Raw genomic sequence first — 18983 nt, 5'->3', positions numbered from 1 at the left:
GTGAAGAGATCAACGCCCTGCTCAGGGACGGCCCCCCGCCCACCCGCGAGGATGTGGGGGAGCCGATGACCGGCCCGTCGTCCTCGGTGCCCCTGACACCGGAAGAAGAGGCGGCGGCCGACATCGCGGCGGCCACCGGCGTTCCGGTCAGCGAGCCGGAGCCGCGCCCGACGGCCTGAAACGGTCCGCGACGGACATGAAAAAAGGGGCGGCACCTTCGCGGGTGCCGCCCCTTTCCTTTTGACGTCAGGCCTACGCTCAGTCGCGGTAATTGAGGGCCGGTGTGCGGTCACCCAGCAGGGCGCGGTACTGGAAGTTCGGACCGCGGCGGCGTTCGAACTCGGCCTTGGCCTCGGCGATGACTTCCGGCGACTGGAACAGTTCTGCCGTTGTCAGCGCCAGTGTCTGGGTCGCCAGACGGGCTCCCTTCAGACCGATGGACGAACCGGCGGCCACCACATTCTGCCAGCTGTGACCCGCCGAGCCCGGCACGAAGGTGGCGGTGGACAGGCCGACCGTCGGCGTCACCCACGACACGTCCGATACATCGGTCGAGCCGCCGAAGTCGCCGCCGATGACGGCAGGTTCGATGCGCTCGACGCTGGACAGGTCTTCCTGGGTGCTCAGGGTCTTCTGGATTTCGCGTGCGAGGGCCTTTTCCTCTTCGGTCCAGGTGATGCCGCCCACGCTGCGCAGATTGCGGTCCATCACCTGCATCAGGGCCTCGTTCGGCAGCATGGAATAGACGCCGCCTATGGCTTCGAATTCCATACGGGTGCCGGTACCGAGGGCAGCCCCCTCAGCGGCCAGCTTTACCCGTTCCAGAACGTCGCGGACGATCTCGGGGTTGTTGTGGCGCACATAGTAATAGGCCTCGGCATAGGACGGGACGACGTTCGGCGCCTTGCCGCCATCGGTGATGGCGTAGTGGATGCGGGTGCGGTCCGGCACATGCTCGCGCATCAGGTTGACCATAGCGTTCATGGCCTCGATACCGTCCAGCGCCGAGCGGCCCTTGTCCGGTGCGGCGGCGGCGTGGGACGAGGTGCCATAGAAGCGGAACTTGCCCGAGACATTGGCCATCGTGTCGCCCTGACGGGCCGAGTTCACATTGCCCGGGTGCCAGTGCAGGCTGATGTCCACATCGTCGAACAGGCCGTCGCGGACCATATAGACCTTGCCCGAGCCGCCTTCCTCGGCAGGCGTGCCATAGACGCGCAGTTCGCCCTTGATGTTGTTGGCGACCATCCATTCCTTCACGGCGATGGCCGAATAGACCGAAGCCGCACCGAACAGATTGTGTCCGCAGCCGTGACCGGCATGGCCACCGGCGCTTTCCTGCACGGGGTTCAGGGTCTGGGACAGGCCGGGCAGGGCGTCATACTCGGCCAGCACGGCGATGACGGGTCCGTCGCCGTTCCTGAAGCTGGCGAGGAAGGCGGTCGGCTCGTTGGCGATGCCGGTTTGGACGGTAAAGCCCGCATCGCGCAGGCGCTGTGCCAGCAGGGCCGACGACTGATGCTCCTGATAGCCCAGCTCGGCAAACTGCCAGATCTGCAGCGCGGCATCGTCGATGGCGGCGCCGTGGCTTTCCACCGAGGCCAGGATGCTGCTGTGGGCTTCGGGAGCCAGCGGACCGGCAGCGGCCGGAGCGGCAAGGGCGATCGAGGCGATGCCAAAGGCGGCAAGGGTCAGGGTCTTGAGCGAAGTCTGGCGGCGAAGGGCTTGGCGCATGGTCGGCTCCGTTACTCTTGATGGACTACTTAAAGAGAAAGGGCGGGAAGCGATCTTCGCTCCCCGCCCCGATCGTCTCAAGACCGATTAGAAGGTCTTGCGGAAGTTGGCGTACCAGTAACGGCCATAGGGCTGATACACGGTGCCGACATAGCCACCGCTGGCCAGCGGCGGGTTCTCGTCGGTGATGTTGCGGACACCGACGCGGACCGAGGCGTTTGCCAGCGCATCGCCGAAGCGGCTGCCGTCGAAGGCATACTCGGCGTAGAGGTTGGCCGTGATGGTCGAGTCAACGATCCAGTTATAGGTGACGTTGTTCTCGGTGTAGGTCACGCTGTCGTCGTAGAGCGACGAGATGTATTGCGTGAACGCACCGACCGTCCAGGCGTCCTTGCGCCAGGTGGTGGACAGCGACCACTTCCATTCCGGACGGCCGCCGTCGGCGATCATGTCACCGAAGGAACCCGACAGGAACACCGCTTCGTCCAGCAGGCCCGAAGCCTGGGCATCGGCCAGCATCTGGGAATCCGGCGACATGGCCAGATAGTATTTGATCAGGTGCGAGACGTTCAGGTTGGCGCTGAAGTCACCGAAACGGGTGCCGCGCAGACGCCACATCAGGCCCAGATCCAGACCTTCAACCGTCTGCGGCTGTTGGTTGGTATAGGCGTCCTTGATGTACAGAACCTCGCCGGCGGCCTCCAGACCCGAACCTGCGAACAGGGCGATGTCGTTGGCGGTCGGATCGGCGCGGACCACGTTCTCGTTGAACGAGCCCTGCTTGCGCAGCAGATAGTCCAGCGTCAGGGCGTTCTGGCCACGGAACAGGCCGACCATGCCTTCCTGTTCCACCTGCCACCAGTCGGCGGTGAAGGTGAAGTCACCCAGATCCGACGGGATGAAGCGCGGCTGGATCACCACGCCCAGCGACAGGGTTTCGGACTCTTCCGGCTTCAGGTCCGGATTGCCCGAGCGGCGTTCCTGCGTCGATTTGCGGGCGTGGGACTGCGTGAAGTACGGGCGGAAAGCCTGCGCGACACGCGAGGTCATGGTGGCACCGCACGCGTTCAGGGTGTTGTCCACGACGGTCACGCCGTTCTCGACTTTGGTGAGGCCGCCCTTCACGCGCAGGGCTTCACAGTAGATCCAGTCGTTAGAGTTGTTCGAACGGGTGATCACCGTGGCGTTGATCTGCTCCAGGTTCGGGGCGCGGAAGCCCTGGGCCCACGAACCGCGGATGCGGAAGCCGTCAACGATGTCCCATGCGGCGGCGAACTTGGGCTTGGCGACCGAACCGAAGTCCGAATATTCCTCGAAGCGGCCGGCAAGCTGGACTTCCAGGTTGTACACCAGCGGCACGCCCATGTCGGGCGAGACCAGCGGGGCGGCGATTTCGGCATAGGCCGAGAAGACGTCACGCTCGCCATAGGTGTCGGGGTTTTCCGACTGGTTGATCAGGTCCGAGGACTTGGCACCGGCCAGGTTGGTGAAGCGGATGGTGCCGTCGATACGGTCGTCGCGGTCGTCCAGCTGGGTTTCGGTGCGCAGCTCGATACCGGCGGCGATACCCACCGGACCGGCCGGCAGCTGGTAGATGTCCGGACGCGAGATCTTGAAGTCCCACAGGCCCAGCTCGGTCTTGGTACGACGGACCATGTCCACGCGGATGGCGTCCAGGGCGGCCTGGTTCGACGGGGTGCCGTCACCGACGGTCGGGTTGGACAGCGAACCGCCGTTGAAGAAGTTGTAGGCGTCAGGCGTGGACTTGCCGGCCCATTCCTGCAGGGCGGTGGCGGAGATGTTGTCCGACACGTCCTTGGCCGAGGCTTCCGACCACAGCACGGCGGTTTCCCAGTTCCAGCCCTTCCACTCTCCGCGCAGACCGGCCAGAGCGCGGAATTGCTTGTTGGTCACGGCCACGCTGATCGGGCCCATGTCCATGAAGCGGTAGCCGCTCAGGGTCAGATCGTTCCTGCCGGCAACCGGATTGTAATAGTTGCTGCCCGGGATGATGAAGGTCACGCCCGAAGCGGTCGGGATCGGCTCCTGCCAGGCTTGGGACTTGGCGTGGTAGCCGCCCAGTTCACCGAAGGCCTCTACGGCGTCGTTGAGCTGGTATTTGCCGCTGACGAACAGGTTGAAGCGGTCGACTTCCGGCATGACCGTCAGGCCGAGTGCGGCCATGTCGGTGTTGTATTCACCCGGCAGGTTGGCACCGGCGATGGCGCACAGACCGTTGCCGAGCGACGCGACGCAATCCTTGTCGGTCGCCGGAACGATGGTGAAGGAGGAAAGGGCGGTGCCGTTGATGTTGCCGCCGCTGCCACGCACGGTGAAGCGGCCCCACGGGGTCAGCGGCGAGGTGCTGACCAGGGTGCTGTCATCGGCGAATTTGGTGCCGGCAAACAGGGGGCTGATGTCGTTCGAGGCGGTGTAGGGCTGATCGGTGGTCTTCAGCTCGTCGCGGTGATCGTAGTTGAAGAACAGCGAGATGTTGCCGCGACCGTCCTGGATGTCCTTGCCGCCGTACAGAGAGACGTTCAGTTCGCGCATGCCGGTGCCCTCGGCACCGCCGTACTGGGTCGAGACGGTCCAGTCGTTCATGTCGTCGCGCAGGACGGTGTTGACCACACCGGCCACGGCGTCGGCACCGTAGATGGCGGCGGCGCCGTCACGCAGCACTTCCATGCGCTTGAGGCCCGACACCGGAATGGCGTTGGTGTTGTAGGTCAGGACCGGAACGAGGTGTTCGTTGGCCTGCGAGGTCGGGTGGCCCACCACGCGGCGGCCGTTCAGCAGCACCAGGGTATTGCCGATGCCGAGGCTGCGCAGGTTGACCGAGCCGGTGTCACCACGGGCCGAGTTCGAGGTGTTCGGCAGGTAGGACGGGTTGAAGGTCACGTCGCCCATCTGCGGGATCGAACGGAACAGGTCGTCACCCGAAGCCGGAGCGGCGGCGATGATGTCGTCTTCGCTCACCACGGTGACCGGCAGGGCTGCAGTAACCTTTGTGCCCCGGATCTGCGAGCCCACAACGACGATCTCGTCAACGACAGTCGGCTCTTCGGTCACTTCCTGTGCGAAGGCCGGGGCAGCAACGGCAGCGCCAAGAATGGCGCTGGAAGCCAGCATGGCGGCGCGGAAATTCCGGCGTCCGGTGCGGTAAGACATTTATGGGTTCCCCTCTGATGACAGTCCATCCGCCGATCCGGACGCGCCGGAATGACAGATGCGGCCCTCGCACCCGCGCGCACCTGTGACAGACCAGGGTGCGCAGCACGCACGGAGCTTCAGTGGAGTTGTTGCAGTAGTTAGACGTCTAGGCAACCGCATTACGGCGTGATTTTGCCTGCATAACGCTATTCAGTGACGTTGTTATCCAAAAAAATGCTTGTCCGACGGGGCTTTTTGGAATGGTATCGCGCGATCCGTGTTCGGAATTGTCTTATTCCGTTGCGCAATAGTGACGCTTTGTACGCGGTATAGTGTTTAAATTGTGTCTGTCCTGGCAGGCGTAGGGGGGATAAGGACCATGTTGCGTAGTCGAATGAATCTATGGGCTGCGGCCTCAATCGCGGCCCTGATCGGCTTTTCGCCGGCGGTGGCCCAGCAGGTTGCACTGCGTCCCGGCGCGGGCAGCGGCGGCGACATCGTCAACTATGGCCAGATCCACAATCCGGTCATCGGACGCGACGGTATGGTGGTCAGCCAGTCCGACCTTGCCACCCGCGTGGGTGTCGAGATTCTGGCCAAGGGCGGCAATGCGGTGGATGCGGCACTGGCTGTCGGTTTTGCCGAGGCAGTGACCCTGCCGCGTGCGGGCAATATCGGCGGTTCGGGCTATATGGTCATCCATATGGCGGCGACACCCGATCGTCCGGCGCAGGATATTGCGATCAACTACTATGGTACCGCCCCTGCGGCCCTGACCGCGCAAACCCTTTTGGGCGCAGATGGCAAGTTCGACCGCAGCCAACCGTCAGGCATGCGCAATGTGGCTGTGCCCGGCACGGTCATGGGCTTTTGGGAAGCGCACCGGCGTTTCGGCTCCATGCCGTGGTCCGAACTGGTCCAGCCCGCGATCAGACTGGCCGAGGAAGGCTATATCCTGACCGATGGCGAGGCCGATGCCACCGGCGGACGGGCGCGCGTTCTGGCCAATGATCCAGGCGCGGCCGAAGCCTATCTGAAGGCCGATGGCACGCCCTATCAGGCGGGCGAACTGTTCAGACAACCCTTGCTGGCCGAGAGCCTGCGCAAGCTGGCCGCCGGCGGTGCCGACGAGTTCTACAAGGGCGATCTGGCGCGTCAGATCGTCGAGGGCGTTCAGGCGCGTGGCGGTTTGATGACGATGGAGGACATGGCCAATTACCGTGCCATCGTCTCAGAGCCGATCTGGGGTTCGTATCGCGGCCACCGCATCGCCTTCATGCCACCGACAGCTTCTGGCGTCAGCGTCGCCCAGGCGCTGAACATGCTGGAGCATTTCGATCTGGCGGAAATGGGTTGGGGCAGCGTCGACAGCCTGCACCTGATTTCCGAAGTGATGAAGGTCGTCAACCATGACCGCCGCCTGATCGGGGGCGATCCCGACTGGAATACCCCTGCGCAGGGTCTGGCCAGCAAGGGCTTTGCCGAAGAGCGCGTGAAGCTGGTGTCGCTGGAACGCGCCCTGGACGGAGCCACCCTGCCGGACGGCAATCCCTATCCGTATGAAAGCCAGGACACGACCCACTATTCGGTGGCCGACAGGTTCGGCAATGCCGCCTCGGTCACCTACACCCTGTCCAACTCCTATGGCGCGCACGTCGCGCCGGTGGGCACGGGTATTCTGTTGAACAACCACGTCGACAACTTCTCGTGGGGCACCGAGGGCCAGCCCAACTCTCCGGCACCGGGCAAACGTCTGGGCTCGACCATCACCCCGATGATCGTGTTCAAGGATGACAAGCCGTGGCTGGTCACCGGAACGCCGGGCGGTGGCTATATCATCGCCACCATGGTTCAGCTGATCTCCAACATCATCGACCACAGGCTGAACGTGGCCGAGGCCGCCATGCGTCCGCGCATCAACCAGGGCTGGGGCGGTGCGCCGCTGGAACTTGAGGGCGGTTTCTCGCCGGATGTCGAGCGTCTGTTGCAGCAGCGGGGCCACCAGACCCGTCCGTCCATGACGATGGGGTCAACCCAGTCGATCATGATCGAGGGGGATCGCTTCTATGGCGCGGCGGATACGCGCCGACCCGACGCTTCGGCGATCGGTGTGCGTTAAATAACCGTCACGTTCAGGCCCGGCCCTTGCGCCGGGCCTTTTCTTGTTGGACGACAGCGTGGGGCGGCATCGGCGGGGATGCGGCGGATGTGAATGGGGGAAGCGATGCGTAAGGTTTTGATGGCGGGGGCTGCGGCCTTTGTTCTGGCTTCGGGTTCTGTCGGTATGGCCGTGGCGCAGGCACCTGCGGAATCCACCGCGCGGTCCGCCTGGCAGGAAGGTCTGTTTGCCGTGCGCGTGGACGCCCCGCGCGGCAAGGTGCTGGCCCGCTTTGGCGCACCTGACACCCGGGGTGTGATCGGTCGCTATCTCTATCAACCGGGTATTTCAGCCGGTATCGGCATGGATGGCACGGGGCTGGACCGCTCGGCTCTGGGGCAGGCCCAGTTGGTGGCCTTCAGCGTCGTGGGCGAGCGTGTCTATGCCCGTTTCGAGAACCAGCGCTTCCGTGCCGTCGGGGCCAGTGAAGACGAACAGAACGCCGTCGCCGCCAGTTTTGCGACCTCCATCGTCTGGTCCGGCGAAGTGCTGGAGCGTCACGCCGATGGCAGCATCAGTGTGGACCTGTCGGGTTTTCTGGAACGTGATGCGGTCAATGTCGCGGCGCGTTTGAAATCCGCGCGTCAGGGCAATTATCGGCTGGCCTCCAACCTTTCCTATCTGGAGGCGGGCGAGACGCTGGTCTTTCCCGACAATATCGAGTTCCAGAGCGTCCAGACCTTCGTTTCAGACGAACCGGCAGGCTCGATAAACCGTGTCGCCCCAGACGGGCGGTCGCTGTCGCTGGCCATACGCCACAGCTTCATCCGCCTGCCCGAAGACGGGTTTGTGCCGGTGCCGCATGATCCGCGCTCGGGCACTTCTTCCCAGATCACCTATACGGATTTTGCCGCCGATCTGGATGCGCCGGTGGTCAACCGACTGGCCCGCCGTTTCCGGCTGGAAAAGACCGATCCCGTCGCCGCGCGTTCGACGGTGAAAAAGCCGATCGTCTTTTATGTGGACCGCGCTGCGCCTCTGCCGATCCGGCAAGCTTTGATCGAGGGCGGCAACTGGTGGAAGGAAGCCTTCGACCGGGCCGGCTACATCGATGCGTTCCGCGTCGAGGTCCTGCCTGAAGGGGCGCATCCGATGGATGCCCGCTACAACATCATTGCATGGGTTCACCGCGAGACGCGCGGCTGGTCCACCGGCACCAGCGTCAACGATCCGCGCACCGGCGAGATCGTGCGCGGCGTGGTGCAGCTGGGCAGCCTTCGCGACCGTCAGGACAAGATGATCTTCGAGGGGCTGTTGGGAGCTGACAGGTCCGGCACGGGGGCGCAGGATGATCCGGACCAGCTGGCCTATCACCGCCTGCGCCACCTGTCTGCGCACGAGATCGGCCATGCCCTGGGTCTGGCCCACAACTTTGCCGCCTCACGCTATGAGGGCCGTGCCTCGGTGCTGGACTATCCGGCCCCGTGGGTGATCGCCCGCGATGGTGAGTTGGACGTGTCGAACGCCTATTCCACCGGCGTGGGCGCGTGGGACCTCTATCTGGTGAACTGGCTATATGGCGACCAGCCGGGCGTCGATCCCGTGGCGCGCCGTGCCGCGCTGGCCGCAGAGGCCCAAGCCAAGGGCTATCGCTTTGTGTCCGACAGCGACACCCGCCCGTTGGGGTCGCTGCAACCCTATGGAGCCATGTGGGACAATGGCGAGGACCCTGTCGCCGAGCTGGCCAATGTGATGCAGGTGCGCCGTATCGCCCTGTCGCGCTTCGGGTTGAGAAACCTGCCCGAAGGCGCACCCGTGGCCGATCTGCGCCGGATAATCGTGCCGATCTATCTCTATCACCGCTATCAGACGACCGCCGTGGCGCGTCAGATCGCAGGACTGGACTATGGCTATCCGGTCAAGGGTGACGGGTTCGAGCGCGCGGTCCCGGTGCCCGCCGATGTGCAGCGGTCGGCCCTGGCTTCCGTGCTGGGGGTGCTTGATCCGGTCGAACTGGATTTGCGCGATGATCTGCTGGACCTGCTGTCCTCGGCCCAGTCCGGCTCCTATGACCGCCAGTTCGGGATCGAGCTGTTCGAGGGGCGCGTCGGCGGTGTGTTCGATCCGACATCGGCAGCCGGTGCGGTGGCCGAGACGGTGTTCGAGACTTTGCTGGCCCCTGAACGCCTGAACCAACTTGTGGAGCAGAGCCGCCGCGATGCCTCGCAACTGTCGCTGACCGAGGTGCTGGAACGGGTGCAGGCCGCTTTATTGGGCGGCAATGTCAGTCCGCGTCAGGCCGAGCTGCGCCGCGTGGTCCGCAGCCGGTATGCGTCCTATCTGGCGACACTGGCCGAAAGCGACACCCTGACCCCGACCGCCAAGGCCGCCCTGATCGATGCCGGTCGCCAGTATGGCGAGGCCCTGAAGCGCGTGCGCGGCGACCGTCTGGAAACCGCCCACGCCGCCCATCTGGCCGCTATCCTGACGGGCGATGTGTCCGGCTGGTCGGTGCTGAAGTCGGCACAGGCCGTGCCGCCCGGCGCGCCGATCTGATCGCTATGGTGCCGTCATTCTCCTGATTGAACGGAGGGTGGCGGCGGTCAGAACGGATTGAGTCGCGCCCGCTGGTCCTCGCACAGCGTCCTGATCCAACGGGTGACGGTACGGATGCGGGCGGTGTCGGCCAGATCGGCGGTGATGCTCAGCCAGAAACGGCGATGCAGGAGCACCTCGGGCAAAATGCGCGTCAGACCGTCCGCCATGAAACAGGGCAGGACGCCGATGGCACCGCCGGAAGCGATGATCTGCTGCTGGGCGCGGATGGAGGATGAGGACAGCTGCGCATGAAGCCCGCTGGTGATCTCGTCCAGATAGTTCAGCTCGGGCGCATAGATCAGGTCTTCGACATAACCCGTTATGGTGTGCTGGTTCAGGGCCGCGATGGTCTGTGGCTCGCCGTGAGTCCGCACATATTCAGGCGCGGCATAAAGGGCCAGTTGGTAATCGGTCAGTGGCTCTGATACCAGGCGGCTGGCATCGGGCTGGCTGAGCGTAATGGCCAGATCGACCTCTCTGCGCGTCGGTGACAGGAAGCCCGAGTTGGCGGCCAGTTCAATCCGCAGTCCCCGCCCTTCACGCAGCAGATCGGGCAGGGCAGGGGCGAGGATGGCCGTGCCGAACCCTTCCGACGCCGAGATGCGCACTGTCCCGCCCACCGTATCAGGCCGCACGGCATGTTCACCTTCGGAAAGGGCGCGTTCGGCCTGTTCGATGGACTTCAGAAACTGTGATCCCGCGGCGGTCAGACGAAGGCCAGACCGGTCGCGCACGACCAGCGTCGCTTTCAGTGCCGTTTCCAACCGTGCGATGCGGCGGCCCACGGTGGCGGCATCCATGCCCAGGCGGGAACTGGCGCGCCCCAAGGCGCCCGACCTTGCAGCCTCTGCAAACACCCGTGCGTCGTCCCAGTCGAACATCCAGAATCCATGCAAAAACGCAGTATTGGTCTTGCGTAATTGCATTACACCAAGCGGGACGGGCTTGATAGGACTGTCGTCAACGAACCGGACAATCCGGTCACCTCGGGAAACATCAAGGAAGGGCGAGACGCCATGCGCGACATCCACCACTTCATCAGCGGCCAATCCTTTACGGGCGCATCGGGTCGTTACGGCGATGTGTTCGATCCGAACACCGGCGAGGTTCAGGTCCGCGTGCAACTGGCCACCGTGTCAGAAGTGGACCGCGCCGTTCAGGCCGCCCAGAACGCTTTCGAGACGTGGTCCACGACCAACCCCCAGCGCCGCGCCCGCGTGATGTTCGAGTTCAAGCGTCTGGTCGAGGCCAATATCGACGAACTGGCCGCCCTGCTTTCCAAGGAACACGGCAAGGTCATTGCCGACTCCAAGGGCGACATCCAGCGCGGTCTGGAAGTGATCGAGTTCGCCTGTGGCATCCCGCACGCTCAGAAGGGTGAGTACACCTTTGGCGCGGGTCCGGGCATCGACGTCTATTCCATGCGCCAGCCGCTGGGTGTGGTGGCGGGCATCACCCCGTTCAACTTCCCGGCCATGATCCCGATGTGGATGTTTGGCGTGGCCATCGCCTGCGGCAACACCTTCGTGCTGAAGCCGTCGGAACGCGATCCGTCCGTGCCGGTGCGTCTGGCCGAACTGATGATGGAAGCGGGTGCGCCGGAAGGCGTGCTGAACGTGATCCACGGCGACAAGGTGGCGGTGGACGCCATTCTGGAGCACCCGCTGGTCCACGCCGTCAGCTTCGTCGGTTCCTCCGATATCGCCCACTATGTCTATCAGAAGGGTGCCCAGAACCATAAGCGCGTTCAGGCCATGGGCGGTGCCAAGAACCACGGCATCGTCCTGCCGGACGCCGACATGGATCAGGTGATCAAGGACCTGACGGGTGCGGCTTATGGCTCGGCGGGCGAGCGCTGTATGGCGCTGCCGGTGGTCGTTCCGGTCGGCCAGAAGACCGCCGACGAACTGCGCGAGCGGCTGGTCGCTGAAATCCCGAACCTTCGCGTTGGTGTCTCGACCGATGCGGACGCCCACTATGGTCCGGTGGTGACCCAGACCCATAAGGAGCGCGTGGTCGGCTGGATCAACAAGGGCGTCGAAGAAGGTGCCGAACTGGTCGTCGATGGCCGCGAGTTCAGCCTTCAGGGTCACGAGAAGGGCTTCTTCATCGGCCCGTCGCTGTTCGACCATGTCAAGCCTGAAATGACTTCCTATCAGGAAGAGATTTTCGGTCCGGTCCTGCAGATCGTTCGTGCAGCCAGCTTCGAAGAAGCACTGGCCCTGCCGTCGAACCACCAGTACGGCAACGGCGTCGCCATCTTCACACAGAACGGTCGCGCGGCGCGTGACTTTGCCGCCCGCGTGAACGTGGGCATGGTCGGCATCAATGTGCCGATCCCTGTGCCGGTCGCCTATCACACCTTCGGCGGCTGGAAGCGCTCTGCCTTCGGTGACATCAACCAGCACGGCATGGAAGGCGTCCGCTTCTGGACCAAGACCAAGACCGTGACCGCCCGCTTCCCTGACAGCGAGCTGGAGCACACGGACTCGTCCTTCGTCATCCCGACCATGAAGTAAGGCGGGCTAAGTCCATGGACTTTCAACTGACCGAAGACCAGCGGGCCATCGAGGATGCGGCCCGCACCTTTGCCGAGGCGGAACTGCTACCGAACTCGGCAAAGTGGGACGAAGACAAACACTTCCCCCGCGACGTGCTGAAACAAGCCGCCGAAATGGGCTTTGCCGGGATCTATGTCGGCGAGGAACACGGTGGCATGGGTCTTGGCCGCGTTGAGGCTGCGGTGATCTTTGAAGAGCTGTCGCGCGGCGACGTGGCGACGGCGGCCTTCATCTCGATCCACAACATGGCCTCGTGGATGATCGACAAGTTCGGCTCTGCTGAACTTCGGATGCGCCTCGTTCCGTCGCTGGTGTCGATGGACAAAATCGCCAGCTACTGCCTGACCGAGCCGGGTTCCGGTTCGGACGCGGCTGCTCTTCGCACCACGGCTGTGCGTGACGGCGACCACTATGTCCTGAACGGCTCCAAGGCCTTCATCTCTGGCGCAGGTGCCTCCGACATTTACGTCGTCATGGTTCGCACCGGCGAAGAGGGTGCAAAGGGCATCTCGGCCATCGTTGTTGAAAACGGCACGGAAGGCCTGTCCTTCGGGGCCAATGAAAAGAAGATGGGCTGGAATGCCCAGCCGACCGCAGAGGTCGTTTTCGACAACTGCCGCGTGCCGGCCGCCAACCTGATCGGTACCGAGGGCGACGGTTTCAAATACGCCATGGCAGGCCTCGACGGTGGTCGCCTGAACATCGCCGCCTGCTCGCTGGGCGGGGCACGCCTCGCTTTGCAGACGGCGCAAGAATACGTCGAAGGCCGCAAACAGTTCGGCAAGCCGATCGGCAGTTTCCAGAACACCCAGTTCAAGCTGGCCGACATGGCGACGGACCTTGAGGCCGCCCGCCTGATGGTGCGTCGTGGCGCATGGGCTATCGACACGCAGCATCCCGAAAAGACCAAATGGTGCGCCATGGCCAAGCGGTTTGCCACGGACGCCGGTTTCCAGATCGCCGATGACGCCCTGCAACTGCACGGCGGGTATGGCTATCTGAAGGACTATCCGCTGGAGCGCATCGTGCGCGACCTGCGCGTCCACCGCATCCTCGAAGGCACCAACGAGATCATGCGCGTCATCGTCTCGCGGGAACTGGCCAAAGCTTAAGTCATGACGGTCCGGTGGGGCACTTCTGGTTTTCTGGCTCCAGATAGGGTTGTGTCGTCCGGACCGGACGCTGCCACGGGGGAGGCACAGTAACCATGACCGCACAGCCTATTTCGGCCTCAATCGACGCCGCCACCGCCGATCCCAATGCACAGCTCTGGGAGACATGGAGTGCCTTGGCCAGGATTTTTACCTTCAAACGGATGGTTGGCCACCTGACGCGGTCCAAGTCCGGCTGGGGGATTTACTCGGTCGATGTGGTCTCAACGCTCAAGGCCATGCCGATGGCGGTCGAGGGGCAACAGATTTTGGCGGGTCACAGCGATAGCGAACTGCTTCGCCTAAAGGCACTGGCTGATCTCAATGCGCGTCGCAACGACTCCATCTGGAAGATGGCGGCTCTGATCTATGTCTCGGGTCCGTTGTCGCTGTTTCTCGCGGGCCTGCAGCTTTCGCCGGCCTATGTGAAGGAAGTGCTCAAGCTCGGCAGTATCGGGTTCGTGCTTTTCTTCTTCACAATGCTGGCCTCGTTGGCTGTCTATTATTCCAACAATTGGCGCGCCCGTCAGATTGAATCGCTGATCGAACTGACCCTGATCGAGCGTGGTAATCTGTCATTTGTCACTAGCAATCCGTCCTGAGTATGCGGGAGAACACCTTGTCCGAAGCCGAAGTCATTACCCGCGTTGAATCTGGCGTTGGCCGCATCACCCTGAATCGCCCCAAGGCGATCCATGCGCTGAACCGCGCCATGTGCGAGGCGATGATCAAGGCGTTGCAGGCGTGGAAGTCGGATGATGCCGTGTCATCGGTCCTGATCGACCATGCAGGCGAGCGCGGCTTTTGCGCCGGTGGTGATATCCGCATGATCGCCGAAAGCGGTGCGGGCGATGCCTCCGAGGCCAAGGCCTTCTTCCATACCGAATATCAGCTGAACCATCTGATGTTCGAATACCCTAAGCCGATCACCGCCATTGTCGACGGTATCGTCATGGGCGGCGGCGTGGGCATTTCCGAGCCTGCAGCTGTGCGCGTGGCGACCGAGCGCACCACCTATGCCATGCCGGAAACGGGCATCGGCCTGTTCCCCGATGTGGGCGGTGGCTGGTTCCTGCCGCGACTTCCGGGCCAGACGGGCGTGTGGCTGGCACTGACGGGGGCGCGCTTGAAGGCGGCGGATACGGTCGCGCTGGGTATCCATACCCACTATGTGGCGTCCGACGTGGTCGAGGCGCTGAAGGCCGATCTAGTGGCCAATCCGTCCGATCCCAAGGCGGTGCTTGAGCGCGTATCGGGCGATGCGGGCGAGGCACCGCTGGCTCCCTATCGCGAGGCTATCGACCGACTGTTCGCCTTCGATACGGTCGAGGAAATCTTCGCCGCGCTGGAAGCCGACGGTTCGGAATGGGCGCTGAAACAGCTGGCGACCCTGAAAACCAAGTCGCCGCAATCGCTGAAGGTATCGCTTCGCCAGATTCGCGAGGGAGCCAAGATGGCGACCTTCGCCGACAATATGGCGATGGAATATGCGCTGGGGGGCCGCGTCGTCTCCACGCACGATTTCCAAGAGGGCGTCCGCGCCGTCATCATCGACAAGGACAACGCCCCCAACTGGCAGCCTGCCGATATTGCAGGCGTCAGTGACGACATGATCGAGGCGCTGTTTGCCCCTCTGCCGCAAGACCAATCTTGGACGCCGCTGGCTTAATCAAGCGACGCCAACTCTAGGGAGTAACGACCATGACCAAGATCGCATTTATCGGCCTCGGCAATATGGGCGGCGGCATGGCTGCCAATCAGGCCAAGGCGGGCCACGAGGTCTTCGCCTTTGACCTGTCGGCCGATGCGTTGAAGCGCGCCGAGGCGGCAGGCTGCGAGCCTGTGAACTCGGTTGCCGATGCCGTAAAGGACGCCGAGGTGGTCATCACCATGCTGCCCGCGGGCCCGCATGTGTTGAAGGTCTATTCCGAACAGGTTCTGGGCGTGGCCCCGAAATCGGCGCTTCTGCTGGACTGCTCGACTATCGACGTGGAAACCGCTCGCAAGGTGGCTGCGCTCGCGACCGAGGCTGGCTACACCTTCGCCGACGCCCCCGTTTCGGGCGGCACGGCGGCGGCTGAGGCCGGAACTCTGGCCTTCATGGTCGGCTGTGACGAGGGGGTCTTTGCAAAGGTCGAGGCGGCGCTGGAGCCGATGAGCCGCATCACTATCCGCGCGGGCGACCATGGTGCGGGTCAGGCGGCCAAGATCTGCAACAACATGCTGCTGGGCATTTCGATGATCGGCACCTGCGAGGCCATCGCCCTTGCAGAAAAGCTGGGCCTCGACCCCGAGCGTTTCTTCGAGATCGCGTCCAAGTCGTCCGGCCAGTGCTGGAGCGTGACCAGCTACTATCCGTGGCCCGGCCCCGTGCCGACCGCCCCGTCCAACCGCAACTATGAAGGCGGCTTTGCCACCGCCATGATGCTCAAGGACCTGAAGCTGGCCCAAGATGCCGCCGCCAAAGCCGGAGCCTCCACACCGCTCGCCGCCCAAGCCGAGGCCCTCTACGCCCTCTTCAACAACCTCGGCAACGGCCAGCGCGACTTCTCCGCGATGCTGGAGATGCTGAGAGGGAAGCAGGGCTAGTTGTTAAAATAGACGCTGCCCCTGCGGAGCTGGAACGCAGCTTCCTTGAAAGCTCAGGGCGAAGTTGCCTCGCATGGAAACTTCGCCCGTGACTCGGCTGATTTCAAGTCTAGGCTTGTTGAGTGGGTTGAGTTGAATGCGCCCAGATATTGTGGTGTCGCTTACATTTAGTTCTGTAATGTTCCACCAGTGAGAGCCCCGCATCCGGTTCACTGGAGGCACGATAGTAGGTGGAAGGCTGACTCTTCCGCTTGTACCATGGATTTCTACGGTCATTCTTTCAGCAGTTCGGACGACACCCGTTGTAGTCGAGTTGCCATATAATGAGCCGTAGCTCCCATGAATGGAATTTGTAGTTGTGGTGGTACTGTTGGAAGTGCCTACACCGTCACAAATCAGGATTAGAGCGTCGAGCATTTGTTGGCCTGCAATTTCAGCGAGCCTTGATATTCATCGGTAGCGGTTAAAAAAGATACGATTTGGCTCAGAGGGGAGTATCAGATGTGACGCCGCCCCGCCTTGGCGCTACAAGGCGGCATGACCCTGATCCTGTTTAACAAGCCGTTTGATGTGCTGAGCCAGTTTACCGACAAGGGAACGGAAGGCAGCGCGCGGCGGACCCTGTCCGAATTCATCTCTGTGCCGAACGTCTATCCGGCGGGGCGGCTGGATCGGGATAGCGAAGGCCTGATGCTGCTGACCGACGACGGGCGGTTGCAGTCGCGCATTACCGAGCCGCGCTACAAGACCAAGAAAACCTATCTGGCGCAGGTCGAGGGCATTGCCACCGAAGAGGCGCTGGAAAAACTGCGTCGCGGAGTGATGCTGAAAGACGGCATGACCCGCCCTGCCGAGGTCGAGCTGATCGACGACCCGCAGCTGTGGGAGCGCGTGCCGCCGATCCGTGTCCGCAAGACCGTGCCGGACTGCTGGATCAAGGTGACGATTTCCGAGGGCCGCAACCGTCAGGTGCGCCGTATGTGCGCGGCGGTCGATCTGCCGTGCCTGCGTCTGGTGCGCTGGCGCGTCGGCAACTGGTCGCTCGATGGCCTCGCCCCCGGCGAGTGGAAGGAAGTCGAACGCTGAATATGAAAAGCCCCGAACCGCTGGCGATCGGTTCGGGGCTTTGCCGTCTCGGAGCTGGCGGGGGACGTCAGGCTCCGGCGCGGTTCTTGACCAGATCGTCCACGACGGACGGATCGGCGAGGGTGGAGGTGTCGCCCAGCGCGCCCACCTCGTTCTCGGCGATCTTGCGCAGGATGCGGCGCATGATCTTGCCCGAGCGGGTCTTGGGCAGGCCGGGAGCCCATTGGATGACGTCGGGCGCGGCGATGGGGCCAATCTCGTTGCGGACGTGGGCCACGAGGGCCTTGCGAAGCTCCTCCGTCGGTTCGGTGCCTGCGTTGAGCGTCACATAGGCATAGATGCCCTGACCCTTGATATCGTGCGGGAAGCCGACCACGGCGGCCTCGGCCACGTCGTCGTGCGAGACGAGGGCGCTTTCCACCTCGGCGGTACCCATACGGTGGCCGGAGACGTTGATCACATCATCGACGCGGCCCGTAATCCAGTAATAGCCGTCCTCGTCGCGGCGGCAGCCGTCGCCGGTGAAATACTTGCCCGCATAGGTCGAGAAATAGGTGTCGAAGAAGCGCTGGTGGTCGCCATAGACGGTGCGCATCTGGCCGGGCCAAGAGTCGGTGATGCACAGATTGCCCTCGGTCGCGCCGCTTAGGACCTTGCCCTCGGCATCGACGATTTCCAGCTCGACCCCGGGAAGCGGCTTGGTCGCCGAGCCGGGCTTGAGGTCCGTCGCACCGGGAAGCGGCGAGATCAGGATGCCGCCCGTTTCCGTCTGCCACCACGTATCGACGATGGGCAGCTTCGAGTCGCCCACCACTTCATAGTACCAGCGCCACGCCTCGGGGTTGATCGGCTCGCCCACCGTGCCCAGCAGGCGAAGGCTGGCGCGGCTGGAGGCCTTCACCGGCGCATCGCCTTCCTTCATCAGGGCGCGAAGGGCGGTGGGCGCGGTGTAGAAGACATTGACCTTGTGCTTGTCGATCACTTCCCAGCAGCGCGACACGGTCGGATAGTTCGGCACGCCTTCGAACATCAGGGTCGTGGCCGCATTCGAGAGCGGACCATAGACGCCGTAAGAGTGGCCCGTGACCCAGCCCACATCCGCCGTGCACCAATAGACCTCGCCCGGTCGGTAATCGAACACATGCTGGTGCGTCCACGACGCCCAGACAAGGTATCCGCCGGTGGTGTGAAGCACGCCCTTGGGCTTACCCGTCGAGCCGGAGGTATAGAGGATGAACAGCGGGTCTTCCGCCTTCATCGGCTCGGGCGGACAATCGGGGCTGGCGGCATCGACGGCGGTTTTCCAGTCGATGTCGCGGCCTTCAACCATCGGCACCTCGGCGTCGGTGTGGCGCAGGACCAGCACCTTTTCCACGCCCGATACCTTCTGCAGGGCGGCATCCACATTGGCCTTCAGCGGGACCTTCTTGCCACCGCGACAGCCTTCATTGGCGGTGATGACAAAGGTAGAGGCGCAATCCTCGATCCGGCCCGCGATGCTGTCAGGCGAGAAGCCGCCAAAAATCACCGCATGGATGGCCCCGATGCGGGCGCAGGCCAGCATGGCATAGGCCGCTTCGGGCACCATCGGCATATAGAGGGTGACGCGGTCGCCCTTCTTCACGCCTTCGGACTTCAGCACATTGGCGAGGCGGCTGACCTGATCATGCAGTTCGCCATAGGTGATGCGGCGGCTGTCGGTCGGCTCGTCGCCTTCCCAGATAATGGCGACCTCGTCCCTGCGGGCGGGCAGGTGGCGGTCGATGCAGTTGGCCGAGACGTTCAGCACCCCGTCCTCGAACCATTTGATGCGGAAGTCATCCTTGTTGAAGGACACGTCCTTGATCCGGGTCGGGAAGGTCATCCAGTCGAGGCGCTTGGCCACGTCGGTCCAATAGGCGACGGGATTGTCGCGTGCCTCCTTTCGAGCCGCTTCATAGGCCGCGGCGTTCATGTGCGAACGGGCGGCGACGTCACTGGGTACTGGGTAGATTAGCGGATCAGGCACGCGAT

12 protein-coding genes are annotated in these 18983 nt (G+C 63.4%); 8 read left to right on the top strand and 4 right to left on the bottom strand.

The genetic code is table 11. From position 1 onward, the window contains the following. Window positions 1-258 precede the first annotated feature (258 nt). The gene (locus B3H86_RS05720) at window positions 259-1734 is read right to left on the bottom strand and encodes an amidohydrolase (RefSeq protein WP_292051850.1); all 1476 of its coding nucleotides are present in this window, start codon (window positions 1732-1734) and stop codon (window positions 259-261) included. Between the two features lie 87 nt (window positions 1735-1821). Then, window positions 1822-4905: a TonB-dependent receptor plug domain-containing protein gene (locus B3H86_RS05715; protein ID WP_292051848.1), complete on the bottom strand. Its 3084-nt coding sequence runs from the start codon at window positions 4903-4905 to the stop codon at window positions 1822-1824. A 376-nt stretch (window positions 4906-5281) separates the two neighbouring features. On the opposite strand from B3H86_RS05715, the gene ggt reads away from it, so the two are divergent. Continuing rightward, window positions 5282-7006, top strand: coding sequence for a gamma-glutamyltransferase (gene ggt / locus B3H86_RS05710; protein WP_292051847.1), 1725 nt, complete (start codon window positions 5282-5284; stop codon window positions 7004-7006). Between the two features lie 105 nt (window positions 7007-7111). Beyond that, a complete protein-coding gene (locus tag B3H86_RS05705) occupies window positions 7112-9541 on the top strand; it encodes a zinc-dependent metalloprotease (protein WP_292051845.1) in 2430 nt (809 codons plus the stop codon). 47 nt (window positions 9542-9588) lie between these two features. On the opposite strand, the gene B3H86_RS05700 is transcribed toward B3H86_RS05705, so the two are convergent. Then, window positions 9589-10464 carry a LysR family transcriptional regulator gene (locus tag B3H86_RS05700; protein WP_292051843.1) on the bottom strand — a complete coding sequence of 292 codons (876 nt, stop codon included), beginning with the start codon at window positions 10462-10464 and terminating at the stop codon, window positions 9589-9591. A gap of 135 nt (window positions 10465-10599) precedes the next feature. On the opposite strand from B3H86_RS05700, the gene B3H86_RS05695 reads away from it, so the two are divergent. The 6 genes from B3H86_RS05695 (at window position 10600) to B3H86_RS05670 (ending at window position 16970) form a co-directional block, all read left to right on the top strand. Next, a complete protein-coding gene (locus B3H86_RS05695; RefSeq protein ID WP_292051852.1) occupies window positions 10600-12102 on the top strand; it encodes a CoA-acylating methylmalonate-semialdehyde dehydrogenase in 1503 nt (500 codons plus the stop codon). A gap of 14 nt (window positions 12103-12116) precedes the next feature. Next, window positions 12117-13256, top strand: coding sequence for an isobutyryl-CoA dehydrogenase (locus B3H86_RS05690; RefSeq protein ID WP_292051840.1), 1140 nt, complete (start codon window positions 12117-12119; stop codon window positions 13254-13256). 95 nt (window positions 13257-13351) lie between these two features. Continuing rightward, on the top strand, window positions 13352-13897 hold the full coding sequence (locus B3H86_RS05685) for a hypothetical protein (RefSeq protein WP_292051838.1): 546 nt from the start codon (window positions 13352-13354) through the stop codon (window positions 13895-13897). A 17-nt stretch (window positions 13898-13914) separates the two neighbouring features. Then, complete coding sequence (locus B3H86_RS05680) at window positions 13915-14964, top strand: enoyl-CoA hydratase/isomerase family protein (RefSeq protein ID WP_292051836.1); 1050 nt, start codon at window positions 13915-13917, stop codon at window positions 14962-14964. 32 nt (window positions 14965-14996) lie between these two features. Further along, window positions 14997-15884 (top strand): 3-hydroxyisobutyrate dehydrogenase, encoded by an 888-nt coding sequence (gene mmsB / locus B3H86_RS05675; protein ID WP_292051833.1) that lies wholly within the window; start codon window positions 14997-14999, stop codon window positions 15882-15884. 537 nt (window positions 15885-16421) lie between these two features. Continuing rightward, window positions 16422-16970, top strand: a complete 549-nt coding sequence (locus tag B3H86_RS05670; protein WP_292051832.1) for a pseudouridine synthase — start codon at window positions 16422-16424, stop codon at window positions 16968-16970. A 67-nt stretch (window positions 16971-17037) separates the two neighbouring features. Here the strand turns inward: B3H86_RS05670 and acs are convergent, their stop codons facing one another. Continuing rightward, a complete protein-coding gene (acs, locus tag B3H86_RS05665) occupies window positions 17038-18978 on the bottom strand; it encodes an acetate--CoA ligase (protein WP_292051830.1) in 1941 nt (646 codons plus the stop codon). Window positions 18979-18983: the final 5 nt, after the last annotated feature.

Source organism: Brevundimonas sp. UBA5866 (genome assembly GCF_002432125.1).
Taxonomy (GTDB): Bacteria; Pseudomonadota; Alphaproteobacteria; order Caulobacterales; family Caulobacteraceae; genus Brevundimonas.
This window is presented reverse-complemented; position numbering and strand designations above follow the sequence as displayed.

What these genes read in the sequence shown, in the direction of transcription:
- B3H86_RS05695 (WP_292051852.1), top strand. Translation starts at nt 10,600, where the DNA reads ATGCGCGACATCCACCACTTCATCAGCGGCCAATCCTTTACGGGCGCA.
- B3H86_RS05685 (WP_292051838.1), top strand. Translation starts at nt 13,352, where the DNA reads ATGACCGCACAGCCTATTTCGGCCTCAATCGACGCCGCCACCGCCGAT.
- B3H86_RS05670 (WP_292051832.1), top strand. Translation starts at nt 16,422, where the DNA reads ATGACCCTGATCCTGTTTAACAAGCCGTTTGATGTGCTGAGCCAGTTT.
- mmsB (WP_292051833.1), top strand. Translation starts at nt 14,997, where the DNA reads ATGACCAAGATCGCATTTATCGGCCTCGGCAATATGGGCGGCGGCATG.
- B3H86_RS05715 (WP_292051848.1), bottom strand. Translation starts at nt 4,905, where the DNA reads ATGTCTTACCGCACCGGACGCCGGAATTTCCGCGCCGCCATGCTGGCT.
- ggt (WP_292051847.1), top strand. Translation starts at nt 5,282, where the DNA reads ATGAATCTATGGGCTGCGGCCTCAATCGCGGCCCTGATCGGCTTTTCG.
- B3H86_RS05690 (WP_292051840.1), top strand. Translation starts at nt 12,117, where the DNA reads ATGGACTTTCAACTGACCGAAGACCAGCGGGCCATCGAGGATGCGGCC.
- B3H86_RS05700 (WP_292051843.1), bottom strand. Translation starts at nt 10,464, where the DNA reads ATGTTCGACTGGGACGACGCACGGGTGTTTGCAGAGGCTGCAAGGTCG.
- B3H86_RS05705 (WP_292051845.1), top strand. Translation starts at nt 7,112, where the DNA reads ATGCGTAAGGTTTTGATGGCGGGGGCTGCGGCCTTTGTTCTGGCTTCG.
- B3H86_RS05720 (WP_292051850.1), bottom strand. Translation starts at nt 1,734, where the DNA reads ATGCGCCAAGCCCTTCGCCGCCAGACTTCGCTCAAGACCCTGACCCTT.